The 15,439-nt window shown below is 68.4% G+C and carries 12 protein-coding genes; all 12 read right to left on the reverse strand.

What is annotated here, in order from left to right; all coding sequences use genetic code 11:
- Positions 1-183 (reverse strand): hypothetical protein (locus GF405_07360; GenBank protein ID MBD3367973.1); only part of this gene is annotated, 183 nt, incomplete at its 3' end.
- A gap of 28 nt (positions 184-211) precedes the next feature.
- Entirely contained in the window at positions 212-949 is a 738-nt protein-coding gene (locus GF405_07365) for a hypothetical protein (GenBank protein ID MBD3367974.1), read from the reverse strand.
- Positions 950-1,110: 161 nt separating this feature from the next.
- Complete coding sequence (locus tag GF405_07370; GenBank protein ID MBD3367975.1) at positions 1,111-2,802, reverse strand: tetratricopeptide repeat protein; 1,692 nt, start codon at positions 2,800-2,802, stop codon at positions 1,111-1,113.
- A gap of 700 nt (positions 2,803-3,502) precedes the next feature.
- Positions 3,503-4,153 (reverse strand): EpsI family protein, encoded by a 651-nt coding sequence (gene epsI / locus GF405_07375; GenBank protein MBD3367976.1) that lies wholly within the window; start codon positions 4,151-4,153, stop codon positions 3,503-3,505.
- Positions 4,150-5,031 (reverse strand): exosortase, encoded by an 882-nt coding sequence (gene xrt, locus GF405_07380; protein ID MBD3367977.1) that lies wholly within the window; start codon positions 5,029-5,031, stop codon positions 4,150-4,152. The genes epsI and xrt overlap by 4 nt, the downstream gene beginning before the upstream one ends.
- Entirely contained in the window at positions 5,028-6,929 is a 1,902-nt protein-coding gene (locus GF405_07385) for a glycosyltransferase (protein ID MBD3367978.1), read from the reverse strand. The genes xrt and GF405_07385 overlap by 4 nt, the downstream gene beginning before the upstream one ends.
- Positions 6,926-8,086, reverse strand: a complete 1,161-nt coding sequence (locus tag GF405_07390; GenBank protein ID MBD3367979.1) for a glycosyltransferase — start codon at positions 8,084-8,086, stop codon at positions 6,926-6,928. Before GF405_07390 ends, GF405_07385 begins: the two co-directional genes overlap by 4 nt.
- Positions 8,086-9,201, reverse strand: coding sequence for a polysaccharide deacetylase family protein (locus tag GF405_07395; protein MBD3367980.1), 1,116 nt, complete (start codon positions 9,199-9,201; stop codon positions 8,086-8,088). The genes GF405_07390 and GF405_07395 overlap by 1 nt, the downstream gene beginning before the upstream one ends.
- Positions 9,185-11,485: a glycosyltransferase gene (locus tag GF405_07400; protein ID MBD3367981.1), complete on the reverse strand. Its 2,301-nt coding sequence runs from the start codon at positions 11,483-11,485 to the stop codon at positions 9,185-9,187. Before GF405_07400 ends, GF405_07395 begins: the two co-directional genes overlap by 17 nt.
- A gap of 21 nt (positions 11,486-11,506) precedes the next feature.
- Positions 11,507-12,958, reverse strand: coding sequence for an AMP-binding protein (locus tag GF405_07405; protein MBD3367982.1), 1,452 nt, complete (start codon positions 12,956-12,958; stop codon positions 11,507-11,509).
- The gene (locus GF405_07410) at positions 12,955-14,046 is read right to left on the reverse strand and encodes a glycosyltransferase (protein MBD3367983.1); all 1,092 of its coding nucleotides are present in this window, start codon (positions 14,044-14,046) and stop codon (positions 12,955-12,957) included. Before GF405_07410 ends, GF405_07405 begins: the two co-directional genes overlap by 4 nt.
- A gap of 10 nt (positions 14,047-14,056) precedes the next feature.
- Positions 14,057-15,439 (reverse strand): hypothetical protein (locus tag GF405_07415; GenBank protein ID MBD3367984.1); only part of this gene is annotated, 1,383 nt, incomplete at its 5' end.

Raw genomic sequence — 15,439 nt, forward strand, 5'->3', positions numbered from 1 at the left:
AACGAGCCGGTCGGAGACCGTCGCTCTCAGCGACGAGGGCGTGTCGGGTACGTCCGAGCCGCCGCCCCCCGACGGGTCGAGTTCGTTGTCGCGCTCCGGCTGCGCCAGCGTGTCGAAGCAGCCCGAGAGCCCCAGCGCCGCGAGCGCGATCATGAGAGCCATAGCCAGGATCTTCCTTCTCATGACAACCTCCGTGTGCCGCGTCGCGGTATCAGAATCTCAGGTGGTAGCCGAACTCGGTGCGCTCCGAGCCGACCGTGGCGAAGAAGCCCGGTTCGTCCGTCTCGGCGGCGGCGAAGCCGCCCGGGCCGGTCGAGGGCATCAGAAGCGTCGCGTCGAGCACGTTGATCAACCAGACGGCCGCCGCAGCGTAGGCCCAGCGCTTCCTCCTCTCGTGCCACTTCTCGTAGTCGTCGAACGTCCTCAGGCGTTCGGCGTAGGCCTCCTCGATCTCGTCGACCTGATCGGCGGCCTGATACGCCCTGAGGGCATCTTCGTAGTCGTTCTCGGCGTCGTGGCGCTTCGCGTCGCTCCACAGAAGCCCCGCCGCGAGGCCCGCCTCCACGACGAGGAAGGCCGTCCCCTTGAGCTCCTGCCCCGTATAGAACTGCCCCCAGCCCGGCACCAGCGCCGAACGCAGCCCCGCACTGAGCGGGGTCTTTCGGGACAGCGTGATCGAGATCGAGTCGACGCGCGTCGGCGAGAGCGCGGTGAAGCCTCTCCACTCGTTGTATCCGCCCATGTAGGCTCGGATCTCGAACGTGCCGCCGATCGGACGGTCGAGGCGCCACGGGGTGACACCGCGAAGCATGACGTCCCCCCGAAGCTCGACAACGGCGCCGGAGGGCACGGAGGTGATGACGACGCCGCCCTCCTGTCCCGCCGCCGGTCCGGCGGCGCCCAACAGCACCGCGGCCGCGATGAGCAGTCCCAGCACCCTCTTCGTCATGGCTCGCTCCTCAGTGGTGTGGCTCGGACCCCTTCCGGGCCCGGAGAATACCGTCGTTCGGTGCATCGTGACCGCCGCGCATCCCTGCGGCCGATTCTATGAGCGGTCGCGGGCGGTGTCAACGTGCCCGCGGGGCAAACAGGCGGCACAGAGACGGCGCATCAGCGCGGCAGCTCCTCGAGACGGGACCGCGCGTCGCTCGCCCGTTCCGACTCCGGATACCCCTCGAGCACCCTGTTGTAGAGCGTTCGGGCCCGCTCCGGCGCCCCCAGCTCGTTCTCGTGGACCATGCCGGCCTGGAAGAGCATCCCGGGCGCGGCATCGGCCTGGGGATGACGGTCGACGAAGGCCACGAGCTCGGAGGCCGCCTCCTCCCAGCGCTCGAGTCTGATGAGCGCATCGATGAGGTACGCTCCGGCGGCCAGCTCGGCCGGCGTACCTGCGTAGTCGCGCGTCACCATGCGGTAGTGCTCGACGGCGCGGGAGAGCGCCGACCGCGCCCCCGACATCTCGCCGATCCGCTCGTACCGGTCCGCCACGTGAAGCGGCGCGCGCAGCCCGTACATCGTCGCCGGGAAGTCCCGGGCCAGAGACTGGTAGCGCGCGGCTGCCGCATCCCACTCGCCGTCCAGCTCGTACGACTGGGCCAGCAGATAGCTCGCGGTCGCGGCGAAGCGCTCCTCGTCGCCGAAGCTCTCGAGTACGTTCTCGAGACGGCGCCTCGCCTCCTCGTATCGCCCGGCCTCGATGTCGTATCGGGCGATCGCGATCGAGGCGGTCGCCCCGCTCTCATCGCCGCCGTACGCCTCCTCGACGCGCTCGTAGTAGTCGCGGGCGACGCCCTCGCGCGACAGTTCGTCTCCGTAGATGCGCGCCAGCGTCAGCCAGATCTGTCCCCTGCTGTTCTCGTCGCCGAACCGCTCGTCCAGCTCGACGTAGGCCTCGACGGCCTCCGACCATCGCTCCTGCCGGACGTAGGTCTCGGCTATCTCACCGAGGGCCGCCCGCGCCGTCGGTCCGTCGGGCGACTCCTGAATGAGGCGCCTGTAGTACGACCGCGCCTTCGTGTACCACTCGTCCGCCTCGTCCTCCATACCGCGCTCGCGATAGCCGTCGGCGATGCGGAGAGGCGCCGACAGGATCCTGGAGTCGGGCAGACCGCCCGCCTCCGCGGTCGGGCTGAACTCCTCGAAAAGCCGTCCGTAGACCGCGACGGCCTCGTCCCACGCTCCGGAGGCCCGGTTGACACGCGCGAGCTGGGACAGCGCCTCGAGCGTCAGCTCCCTGTCGAACGCGTAGCTGTCCGCGACAGAGGCGTACCAGCGCTTCGCCTCCTCGAGATCGCCCTGCGTCAGCGCGAGCGACGCCAGGGAGAAGCGGCTCGTGGCCGAGATCCTCGCCGTCTGCCGGACGACGTCCGACGGGTCGCCCTCGGGCGGAGGGAACGAAGCAACGATCCCGCGGTGCCGGGCCTCGAGATCGGCCCTCGTAGCGTCGGTCGCGAGGTCCGGGTTGGCGGTGACGGCGGCCTGGAGCTTCTCGACGCCCCACGCCATGCGCTCGGCGCGGTAGCGTTCGACGAGCGCGTCGTGCCGGCCGCACCCCGTGAGGACGACGAGGCAGAGGAGAGCGGCAAGGAGAACGCGGGCGCGGGGTCTCGATGTCCGTCTCATGACGCGTCCCTCCCTTCTCTCTCCCGGTCGTCCCGAGTCATGTACAGGAGCAGACGCGTCGACGAGCCCAGGATCAGGTAACTGATGAAGAGGATGAAGGCCACCCAGACGACCATGACCCAGACGAGCATCTCCGGAGAGAAACGCTCCGCGATGAGCGTGCTCTGACGTGAGAGCCATGCCGGCGCCAGTTCGACGGCGGTCGGGACGGCCACGATGAGGTAGGTCGTGATGGGCGCCCTGACGGCGAGGCGGACGCTCCGGCCGAGCGCTCGGAACGGGCCGTCGCGCAGCAGAACGACCGCCGGCGCCGAGTAGACCAGCAGCGCCTGCACGGCCATGACGACGGCCACGACGACCATGCGGAGCAGCCGGAACCTGAGCGGGTTCGTGTCCGCCAGGTGACCCCACTGCTCCATGGGAAACCTCGTCACGAGCTGCGAGAGGACGACGGTGACGAGGGCGACAACGAGCAGCGGAAGGTATCTCCGGCCCCCTTCCCGCCAGCCGGCGGAGGCCGGCTCACGGCGGCCGCTCCAGAAAGCGGCGAACATGTGGGCAGCCGCCCCGGCGACGAGCGGACCCAGCACGATGGTCAGCACGATGTCCGCCTGCGCGAGCCCGCTCCGGAGCGCCAGGAAGTTCATCGGGTAGTGAAGGGCTGCGTCCCCGAAGCGCCAGCGGAGAAGCGGGATCATGGCGCCCCGGAGGACCGGCGCCGTGAACCACCCGATGGCCACGACGACAAGAACCTGGACGGCCGCGTAGAGCAGGAACGGTCCCAGTGCGACGCGCCGCCCCAGGGCACGAAAGGTCTCCGCCCATCCCCAGATCAGAGCGTTGAACTGCTCACCGACACGCATCGAGCCTCCCTCCATCATCACCCTCCCCCGCCGGTCGTCCCGACGAACAGGGAGCGGATATGGGGATTCGCCTGCTCCGCGAACGTTGTCACCACGTCGAGGGCTTCATCCACGTCCCCTCCCGACACGGTCGTCGAGACGCGGACGAAGGCGCCGAACGTGACGTTCGAGCGGATACCCGAGGTCGCCATCCTCGACATGAACTCGTCGCGGTCGGCGGTCGCGAGGTCGCCCGCCGTGTACCACCAGTAGATCGCGGCCCGGTCGTGCCCCGGCGCCTGCGCGCGGATCCAGTTGGCGTCGAAGGCGTCCGGACCGTCGCCGAGCCTCAGGACGCCGCTCTGTTCGATCGACCATCCCTGCGAGCGGTAGCAGACGAGCGGGTCGTGCGCCCCGTAGCGCTCATTCTGATGGAAGACGATCACGAACCAGATCGACCTCCCGTCCGGGCCGGAGTATCGTCGTGCCAGCGTATCGTCCGCGTCAAGCTCTTCGTAGACGACCTCCTCGAATCTCAGCTCGACGCTTCTCCACTCTCCGAACTCCGTCGGGAGCTCGGCGAGCGATTCCCCGCCGAGTTCGATGCGCTCGGGTGGGTTCATGCGCACGTAGAGGGCCGCCGCAAGCAGCAGCGCCAGCAGAATGCCTGTTCTGACCGGGCGGTTCATTCGCCCTCCTCCGAAGAACCCCTGATGCCGAGAAGTCGCCTGACGATGAAGAGCCCGATGAGGGCGATGACGAAGATGATCACACCGGACACGTCGTGGAAGAAGCCCAGCGCCGTCTCGATGCCCCAGACGTTGGCGACCACGCAGAGGAGCATGATCCTGACGATGTTCGCGGCGACGGCGATCGGTAGCGCGGAGGCGAAGAGCGCGACCCGCTTCCAGACAGGCCCCCTCGAGAAGTAACCGAAGAGCGCCCCGAGCGCCAGGAGCGCGATGAGCGATCTGAGACCGCTGCACGGGTCGGCGATCCGGAGCGACCCGGCGGGCATGTGGATCGTCATACCCACGCGGGCCAGCGGAATGCCGAGCTTGATCGCCAGCGCGCTGCCCGCCCTCGCCGCGAAGATCTTCAGGCGGAAGCTGACCGCGCTCATGAGGAGCGGCGGCATCGGCAGCATGAAGACAAGATACGCCACCGAAAACCAGACGGCGCGGAGTGCCCTGCCGCCGAAGAGGAGCGCGATGACAGCCGCGACCAGGAGGACCAGCGAGTAGCCCTGCGTCATGAAAACGCCCGCCCGGATGGACAGGACGTGAACTGCGAGCGCCGCCACGACGAACGGGATTGCCCACGGCGTGCCGCTCGTCGCCCGCTCACGGAAACGCTCACGCTCGACCCAGAAGAGGAACGCCGCGATGGGCGGGATGAGCATGCCGTGGGAGTAGTTCGCGTTCGTCTGCCAGGTCAGCCAGAGCGTGCGCAGGGCGTCGCCGTAGATGAGGTAGACGAGCACGACGACCGCGCCGACGACGAGACCCGTCGCCGGCCCGGGCATGCGTCCGTTCCCCCGCTGTCGTCCGTCTTCCGTCGTGCTCACGTCGCCTCCCGGGTGCTCCGCCGCCGGACCGTGTCGTCTCGAGCAGTGCCGTCGTCGCTCCGCACGTCGGGAACGTCCCCCTGCCCCCGCGTCATGGCGGAGAACGTGCGGAACAGGATCCGGACGTCGAGCAGGATCGAGCAGTTGCGAACGTAGAAGCCGTCGAGCCGTACCTTCTCGTCGAGCGAGATCTCGTCGCGCCCGTTGATCTGCGCCCAGCCGGTCAGGCCCGGACGCATGAGATCGGCACGGACGCGCCGCCGCATCTCGATGAGTTCGTGCTGGTTGTAGAGGGCGGGCCTCGGCCCTACGAAGCTCATCTCGCCCCGCAGGATATTGAGCAGGTTCGGCAGCTCGTCGAGGCTCGTCTTCCTCAGGATCCTGCCGACGCGCGTCGTGTAGTCCCGGTCCTCCTCGAGCATCAGGTCGGTGGCGATCTCGGGCGCATCGATCTGCATCGTGCGGAACTTGAGGATCGTGAACTCGAGCGAGTGAACGCCGATCCTCTGCTGCCGGTAGATCGCGCCCCCGTGGGAGTCCAGCCGGATGGCGAGCGCGATCGCGGCGAACACCGGCGACAGCACGACGACGGCGACGGCCGCGCAGACGGCATCGAGAACGTATTTGGCCGAGAGGTATGCCCGGAAGCCCACGCGGCCTCCGCCGACCGCCCTCTCCGCGTCGACGGTCTCCTCCAGAATGCTCGTCATACGGGCGGCGAGCTCGCGTCGTGAGTAGTGCGTCATCACGTACTCGCGTCCGCTCCTGCCCATACGGTCGCGCCGCTCCTCGTCGCCGATGAGACCGAGGACGGCATTCGCTATCCCCTCGCCGTCTCCGGGCTCGACGACGACGCCGCTGCCGGCCTCCCGCACGACGTCTGCCGCGTCGCCGGAGACCGCGGCGACGATAGGCCGGGCGCACGCCATGTAGTCGAAGAGTTTGACGGGGATCGTGCCGCCGCCGAAGCTGCCGGCCGTCGTGGTCGCCAGACAGAGGTCGGCGCCCCGGATGGTGCCGACCAGTGCCTCGGGGTCCTCGCTCGGACGGAACGACACGTTATCGAGCCCGCGCCTCCGGGACTCCTCGACGAGATCGTCCTTCGCAACCCCGTCGCCGACCATGAGGATACGGACCTCCGCCTTGCGCCTGAGGATCTCCGCGGCGTCGATGATGGCGTCCATGCCGTGAACGAGCCCGTGCGTCCCGCTGTAGAGGACGGTGAAGCTGCCGTTCCCCGGCTTCGCCCCCGGGTTCGGGGCGAAGAGATCGGTATCGGCGCCGTTCGTGATGAGCACGATGCGGTGTCTGGGGATGCCGCGCTCCACCATGAGGTCGATCATGCCCGGTGTGACCGCGACGATCCGCGCGGCTCTTCGATAGAGGAACGACTCGAGCCCCCGCGCCATCGCGATGACGCGCGGGTTCGTGAGCTGCCCGAGCTCGACGGCGGCGTACGGCCAGTAGTCGCGGACATCGAGAACGAACGGCACCCTCTTCTCGAGCGACACGAGCCACGCCGAGAGCCCGAGGAAGAGCGGCGGAGATGTGACCACGACGGCGTCGACCCGCCGTGTGAAGAGCGCGGCCAGAACCGAGCTCACCATGAATGAGATCTGGTTGAGCATGCGCGTCGCGAACGTCTTCCTCGGCGTGGCGTAGAGATAGGAGCGGATGATCCTGATCCCGTCCCGCGACTCCCGGGCGAACAGGCGGCGTCCGTACGCCCGGTGCTTGACGCCGCTCGGATGGTTCGGCATGCCCGTGACGACAGTCACGTCGTGACCGGCACGCACGAGGTCGAGAGCGAAGTGGTACGCACGCTGCGGCGCAGCGCCCGTCTCGGGCGGGAAGTACTGCGTCATGAAGAGAACCCGCATGCCGCGTCCCGTGCTCACCTTTCCCCTCCCGCGGAGAGGAGCTCTTCGAAGACATCCTCGAGCCGCCTCACGACGACTCCGATGTCGTAGCGTTCGCGCGCCACACTCTCTCCCGAACGTCCCATCGCGCGCGCCGTCTCGGGAGCGTCGAGAAGCTCGAGGACCGCCCGGGCCATCGCCATGTGGTCACCCGGCGGAACCAGGACCCCGTTCCGGCCGTTCTCGACGACCTCGGGGACCCCGCCGACTCGGCTGGCGACGACAGGCCTCCCGGCCGCCATCGCCTCGAGCACGACGTTCGGCAGTCCCTCGGAGATCGACGGCAGGACGAACACGTCCAGCGTCTTGAGAACCGCCGGCACGTCGCCCCGCGCGCCCGTGAACGCGGCCGCTCCCCGAAGTCCCAGCTCGTCCACCACGTGCTCCAGCATGCCGCGCCCGGGGCCGTCTCCCACCAGCACGAAGCGGGTGTCAGGCCGCTTGCGGTGAACCTCCGCCGCGGCGCGGACGAAGTGCTCGTGTCCCTTGACCTCCGTGAACTTCCCCACGCAGCCGACGAGCTTCGCGCCGTCGAATCCGAGCTCCCGCACGAGCTCATCGGCCGGGCGGGCCTCACCGATCAGCGCCGTGTCGACCCCAGCTCCGATGTTGCGGATCTTCCGAGCTGGGGTGGAGAAACGCCGTTCGAGTTCGGAGGCGGCCGCGCCGCTGTTGACCAGCACGGCGTCGACGAGGCGACGATTGTTGAACGCGTAGGCCCGCTCACGGTAGCCGCCGCGCAGCCAGTATCCCAGGTTGCGCTGGTTGTTGACGACCACCGGCACGCCGGCGAGCCGACCGACGACGGGCCCGAAGAGCGTCGTGATGCCGAGCAGACAGCTCAGGACATCGACCCGTTCCCTCCTGAGCAGGTGCGCGGCACCGGCCAACCCGGAGACCGTTCGAGGACTCAGAAGTGAGGCGCCCGTCCGGAACTCGTGGACCCCGATGCCGAGCGCTTCGATGTCCGCGAGGAGCGCTCCGGTCTTCACCGTCGAGAGGACAAGGGGGTCGAAGCGCCCGCGGTCGATCCTCCTGAGCGTCTCAACGAGAAACCGCTGGGTGCCCGCCCGTTCGAAGGATCCGGCCCAGAATGCGACCCTCGCCGGCCGGTCTCTACGAGGCGCTCGCGTCATCACCCTCGGACTCCCCTGTCGCGCGGGCCCCCCGTGTCGTCGGTCTCCATGAGATCGCCGGCGGCCGAGATCCGGTTCGCGCACGGGTGGTCGAGCCGCAGGCGACGCCCGTACTCGATATCGGCGGCCAGCCGTCCCAGAGCCGCGTCCCGCGGGACAATGCCCAGGCGCGGGATGCAGTAGGGCGAATGCAGCGGCGACGCAGGGCCGTTGAGCGACGTGACGGCCGAGCGGTAGCCCGCCCGGGCCGCCGCCCTCGCCGAACGGATGTCGAAGTGGCGGCTCGTCCTTCCGTTCGGATACGCGAAGTGCCGGACCTCCTCTCCGAGCGCATCCTCGAGCGCCCTCTTGGAGGCCTCGATCTCGCTCCGGACGATCTCGTCCGACTGACATGGAAGGTTGTAATGGTGGACCGTGTGCCCGCCGATGGTCATGCCCGCGTCCCGCACCTGACGGATCTGGTCCCAGGACATCATGACGGGGCGGTCCGGCGGCACACCGCCCCCGCATGCCTCGACGATCTGCTGCATGAACGACCGCAGCTCGTCCCGGGTCGAGCGCTTCAGGATGCCGGTCAGCATCTTGATGGCCCTCTCGCGCGTTCTGTCGGTCCTGAGGTCGACGGAGCGGGAGTCGAGGAACGGGAGTTCGATCGTGTCTCGACCGCACCGCATGATGGCACGTCTGAGGCGAACGGTCCACATCAGTTCCTCGTCCCCCACGGCGCCGCTCGTGATATAGAACGTGGCCGTCGCACCGTGCTTCGCGAGGATCGGGGTCGCCAGACGCGCGTTGTCCTCGTAGCCGTCGTCGAACGTGATAGCTGTCCAGCGCATCGGCGGTCTCCTGCCCTCGCGCACACAGTTGACGATGGCGTCGAGCGGCACAATCTCGTAGACCGACGCGAGGTACGCGATCTGCCGGTCGAAGACCTCCGGGTGAACGACGAGGCTCGACTGGATGTACTCGCGTCGCCACGCCGGGTCGTCGTTGACCGAGTGGTACCTGAGCACCATCCCCCCGGCCGACGGCAGGGTCCTCAGGAAGCTCACGACCGGGGCTGAGTTCCTGATCGCCCGGCCCATGCATCTGATGGGACTACCGGCGCCCGGCATCGTCACCCCGCTTCGCTTGCACGGCCCCGCGCCGGGCGGCGCCCGTGTCGACCCACTCGATCAGGCCGGGAACCGACCTGCCGATCGCGTCACGGTAGAACTCGGTCGTCCGCTCGACCATCCGCTCGGTCGAGAACTCCCTTCTGGCCCGACGCCGCGCGGCCTCCCCCATGCTCGAGGCCAGCGTCTCGTCGTTCAGAATGTCGACGACCCTGTCGGCCAGCGCCACCGGGTCTCCGGGCGGCACGACAAAGCCGGTCGCCCCGTCCTCGACGAGCTCCGGATTGCCTCCGACGTCGGTCACGACGACCGGCACGCCGACGGCCATCGACTCGAGCAGGACGTTGGAGCATCCCTCCTTGAGCGACGTCAGCACGGAAACGTCGGCCGCGGCCAGAACCGAGGCGACGTCTTTCGTCTGGCCCAGGAGGCGCAGTCTGTCGCCGAGCCCCTTCGAGCGGGCCAGCTCCTCCATCGAACCGCGGAGCGGTCCGTCGCCGACGACATCGAAGGTCACGTCGGCGCACCGGTCGGCCACGGACGACGCCACCTCGACGAAAGCGAGAGGGTCCTTCTTCGGGGTCAGGCTCGCGATCATGACCACGGTCTTCCCGGCCCGCCTCGCATGACCCGCGTCGCGCGGGCGGAGCCTCTCGAAGTCCACGCCGTTGTAGATGACGCGGATCCGGTCGGCGTCGATCCCGTGTGCTTTCTCCACGTGCCGCCCGACGGCCTTCGCGTTGGCGGTGACGTAGTCGGGCATGCCGGAGAGGGCCCGCTCGACGAAGAGCAGAGGCCGTCTCCCGTGGATGTCCACGTTCCTGTAGGACGTCACCACCACGGGAACGCGCGCCACTCTCCCGGCGACGACCCCGCGCCAGTTGGCAGAGAAGAGGAACGTGTGGAGGAGCGCCGGACGCTCGGCTCTCAGGAACGACGTCAACCGTGCCAGTGTCCCCGACGCCACGCCGGGACGCTTCTCGAGAGCGACGACGCGGACGCCCGCCGCGTCGAGTTCCTGGGCCATCGGGCCCCTCTCGGTCAGCGAACAGACGACGGGCTCGAACCGGTCGCGGTCCAGCCTCGTCGCGAGGTCGACGAGCTGCCGCTCCGTCCCCCCGAACCCGAGCTGTCCGATGACGAACACGACCTTGAGCCGGTCGCCCGTCGCGAGGTCTGCTCGGCCGGCGCAGGACAGGTCGTAGAGCGCCTCGGTCCTGCCCACCATGTGTTTCGCATCGAAGGCCCTCTCGAATACCCGCCGTGCTCCCGCAGAGAGCCGCTCCCTCAGTGCGTCGTCCCCGGCCAGCCGCTGCATCGCAGCGGCCAGAGCTTCCGCGTCGTCGGGCGGAACGAGAACCCCGCTCTCACCGTCCGATATGACCTCGGGCGTCCCTCCGACCCGGGACACGATGCACGGCACGCCTGCCGCCATCGCCTCGAGAACCGTGATGGGAAGCCCTTCGTAGACCGACGACAACACGAAGGCGTCCGCGGCCGACAGAAGCTCGGGCACGTCCAGGCGGCGGCCCAGCAGGAGAACGCGATGCTCGAGCCCTCGCGCGCGGATCGTCTTCTCGAGCTCGTCGCGGAGGGGGCCCTTGCCGGCGATGGCGAGCACGACGCGCGGATCGTCCATCAGCGCGGCGGCCTCGATGAGGAGCGACTGGTTCTTCTGTCGCGTCAGACTGCCGACCGACAGATAGAGCAGTCCGTCGTCCGCTACCCCGAGCTCTGCACGGAGCGCTGCTTCTCCCCGAGCCTCCCGGAGTCTGGAGTCGTCGATCCCGTTCCATATGGTGACGAAGCGCCGGTGACCGATCCTGCCGTCGGCGAGATGGGAACGTCTCACACAATCGGACACGGCGATCTGGGCGTCTTCCCTGAGCGAGGACAGCCTGCTGACCGTCCTCCTGAGCCGCGAGTTCGAGACCACGACGTTGTGCTCGGTCCGGACCACACCGTCGGCGCCTGCGACCATGGCCGCGGCCGCGGCCAGCGATGTCCCTGCGAAGTTGTGGCCGTGGACGACCGCCGGCCTGTGTGTTCTCACGAGCCGCGCGAGCCTCACGAGCGGAGTCGGGTTCATGCGCCCGGGTCTTCCGAGCACGTGGACCGGGACCCCGCGGCTTCTGAGCACGTCCTCGAGCGGCCCTCCGCCCCGGATGGTGCAGACGACCGGCGAACAGCGCTCGGGATCGTGAGCGAGCGCGTACTCGACCACGACGCGCTCAGCTCCGCCCGCCTCGAGCGACTGGATCACATGCAGCACGGTTCTCGCCATCGGTCGCGCGTCCGCCTCATCCTAGCTCCCCGCGGACGTTTCCTCCTCCGTGTAGAGATTGGCCGTGCTGACGTCGCCCCACTTGAGCGGGACCGTCGAGACGACCCATCTGAACTTCCCCCTCGAAGAGAACGGTATCTCACTGACCCTCTCGATCCCGACGGAGACGTCCCTTCCCAGCCGGCGTCCGAGCTCGCGCGTGAGCGTGGTCTCGGCGGCGGCATCGAACGACGCGTCCGGGACGATCCGGACGGTCACCTCCGACGGGTCGTGCTGTACGATCTGGGATCTGATGATGCCGGGCACCCCCTTGAACGCGTAGCTCAGGAGCGGACCCGGGATCATCCTGTCGCCCGGCAGCACGACGATGTCCTCGGCCTTGCCCGTGATCCCGGCGATCATGGGAAGCGTACGGCCGCACGGGCACCGTCCGGTCCGTTCCGCAGCCGTGTCGCCGGTCGCGTAGCGAATGAGCGGCATGGCCTCGTTGTGAAGCCCTGTCGCGACGATCTGCCCGTGCTCACCGGGTGCGACCGGCCGGCCGTCCACACCCAGGATCTCGAGGACGCCGTACTCCGGGAAGACGTGGTGGCCGTTGTGCTCCTCGCACTCGCTCGAGAACGCCACGCGCTCGGCCTGCCCGTAGGTGTCGAACACGCGGCAGTCGAAGCGGTCCTCGATGATCCCACGCTCCACCGGGAGGAGAGGCTCGGAGGAGGTCACGACGCACGTGAGCGGGAGTCGCTCGTCCCGCTCCTCCATGTAGCGGGCCAGCAGGTAGGCGCTTGACGGGTAAGCCGCGAGCGCCTCGACGCCCAGCCGGCGGAGCGCATCGAGGTAGTGCCCGACCGACGCCTCGTCCAGGTGGTAGGAGGAGAAGATGTACTGGTTCCATGCGCTGTTGTACCGCCAGTAGGGCGGCCGCCTCTGGCCAAGCGGCACGACCGCCTCCCCCATCAGCGTGGCGAACGGCCTGCCGAACGAGAAGCCGGCCCAGTTCCACGCGCGCCAGCTGCAGGCGTTGTTCATCACGATGACGCGCCTGTCCCAGTAGACCGACACAGGATACCCCGTGGTGCCGGAGGTGGCCGCGAACCGGAGCCTCCCGCGGTTCACCGCCGTCGAGACGAGTCCTTCGCGCTCCCTGATGACCGTCTCCCTCGTCAGCAGAGGCAGCTTCGAGAGGTCGTCGACGCACGTGACATCCGCCGGGACGAGCCCCTCGTCGTCCATCACATCGCGATAGTACGGGACCGTCTCGTACGCGTGGCGCACGAGCGACGCGACGCGTTCGTCCTGGTACGCCCGATGCTCCTCCGGGTCGAGACGCTCCGAGCGCTCCAGGAAGCGTGCCGCCTCCTCGAAACCGTCACCGAAGCGTTCGCGCCTGATGCGTCTGCCGTACTCCGAGACCAGCAGGTTCTGGATGCCCACGGGGGCGCGCCTGTAGACCTTCTCGGCGAAGCCGCTCAACACGACCCTCTCCCCCTGTACGATGCGACCAGCTCCTCGTGCGCGCACGCGATGCGTCCGAGGTTCTTCCGGATGTCTCCGCGCTCCTCGACGATGGACCGGTTCAGCTCCGCCGCCTTCGCTCTGTGCCCGTCGTCCGAGAGAGCGCGCTCGATGGCCTCCGCGTAGTCGGCCACATCATCGCCCGCGACGAGAAAACCGTTGCTCCCGTTCTCGATCCACAGCCGGTTCGCCTCGATGTCCCGAACGATCGGGAAGACCCCCGTCGCCATCGCCTCGAGAAGCGACGCCGACACGCCGTCCGACGGCACCGGGGAGACGTAGACCCGACTCCGTGCCAGGAGACCGGGAAGCTCCTCGTACGACACCGGACCCGGCAGCGACACGCCCCCGGCGACGCCGAGTCTCTCGGCGAGCGCGAGAAGCTCCTCACGTTCATCCCCCTCGCCGGCCAGCACCGCCCTGATCGCGCGGCCCTCCGCCAGGCGTGCGACGGCGCCGACGACCACGTCCAGGTGATACCAGCGGTGGAGGCTCCTCGTCGTCACGACGTCGATCTCCCGGTCGGTCTCCTCCCTCGCGGCGAAGAGATCGAGGTCGATGCCGCGAGGACACGTCAGGATCCTCTCCGGATCGGCCCCCAGCTCGACGAGCCTCGCGGTCATGTGCGGGGCCCACGAGTTGATCAGATCGGCCTCCCGGACCGCCTTCGTCGCCGCCATCCGCTTGGGCCACGAGCCCTCGGGCACGACGATGCGCTGCCCCTGCGCGGCCACCACGAGCGGATGGAAACCCGTTCGCGCTGCGAGGTAGCCGTAGCTGGCGACCCTGTAGCCGATGATCAGGTCGGGCTCGATCCTCCGGACGATGCGGGCTATCTGGCCCGCGCGCATCAGATACGCCAGCTTCCCCGACAGCGAGTGCGTCCCTTCCGGGCTGCCGAGCGAGTGGAGCGTCACGCCGTCGACGAACGTCCCGCGCTGGTTGACCGACACGACGTGGACGTCGTGCCCGAGCTCGGCCGCGTAGAAGTCGACCCAGCTCTTCGTGTTGATCGCATTGGCGTCCGCGAGGAACGCGACTCTCATGGCCTCTCTCTTAGTACTCGTAGGTCTCGGATTCGACGGACGCTCCGGTCGCGCTGAACATCACGACGTCGGAACCGATCCGCGCTCCGATCATCTCCTCGCCCTCGACGAGCGCGACGTTTTCGGGCTGCGCGGAAGCCGCACCGACCTGGAGCACCGTCAGAAAGACGTGTTCCTCCTCGTTCGTCTGCGGCGTGACCTCGATGCGCCAGGCGCCCATCTCCGTCTCCCACCCGCCGGCCGGCGGGTAGTTCGTCCCGTTGACCTCGAACTGGCGGCCGGGGCCGCCGATCTTCACGATCGACGCCGCCGGAGGCAGGAGCGAGGTCACGGAGAGGCGCGAGCTGCCCTCCGTGATGGTCGCCGAGTTCCCGGAGACGGCCGGTTCATTGAAGCAGTGCATCAACCACCGCTTCGTGAACGACGGCGAGGTCGCCCGGACCCTGTCGAGCACGACGAAGATGTCCGGCTTCAGGTAGACGATCTCGCGCGTGAAGAGCTCAACCTTCGACGAGGCGTACGCCGCCGTCGCGTCGCCCTTCATGTAGGTGTAGTTCTCGCTGTCGCTGTAGGCGACGATCTCCCCCCGGAAATTCTCGGGACTCGTCGCGTCTCCGTAGTGGACCGGGTAGTCGTATGCGTTGACCGGGATCTGCCCGCCGTCGTTCACATACGAACCGAAGGTGGTCTCACCCGGGTCGTAGACAGTGACCGTGTTGTGCGCCACGGTGCGTTCGAAGTAGTTGTTGTGGTGCGACGACGTTCCGCCGTCGTACGTCCCCGAGTCGATAGCCAGCACGTCTCCGCCCCGAGCGATGAGAAGGTGGTTCTGGTGCGCGTTGGTGTGACCGGCCGGCATCGTCTCGCAGCGGAAAACCCCGTAGACGTCGGTCGAGGACTCCGAGAGGTCCCAGCCCGAACGCATGTAGACGATCCCCATCGTGTCGAAGAAGTGTGATGTCGGAAGCCCCGCCGGGGACTGCGGCGCCAGGTCGGGATCCTCATAGATGAGCAGACGCCAGCGCTCCGGGCGGTTGATGTAGCCGAGGCCCTGCGACTCGATCTCCTCGGCCAGCCACTTCGCGCGTCCGTCGCCGTAGCGGGTCGCGAGGTTGTGTAGGAGTACGCGTGTCGATGCCGCGGGGATCGTGTGCGTCTCGGTATCGCCCTGCTTCGAGCCCCCGAGCGAGTACGACCTGCGCGCGAACGTCTCGTAGAGATAGTAGGTGGCCATGTTCTGGAGGTGGCTGCTCGTCTCGAACGGGTCCTCGTCCGTCGCCACGCCCCACAGCCAGCACGCCTCCCGGAACCCCATCCCCACGACCGACGTCGTGTAGGCGCCCTCGTAGTATGCTCCGTCCGCACCGATCTCGTCGACGCAGGCGAGGGCGTG

Origin of the sequence: Candidatus Effluviviaceae Genus V sp. (assembly GCA_014728125.1) — a bacterium.
In the GTDB taxonomy this organism is placed as follows: domain Bacteria; phylum Joyebacterota; class Joyebacteria; order Joyebacterales; family Joyebacteraceae; genus WJMD01.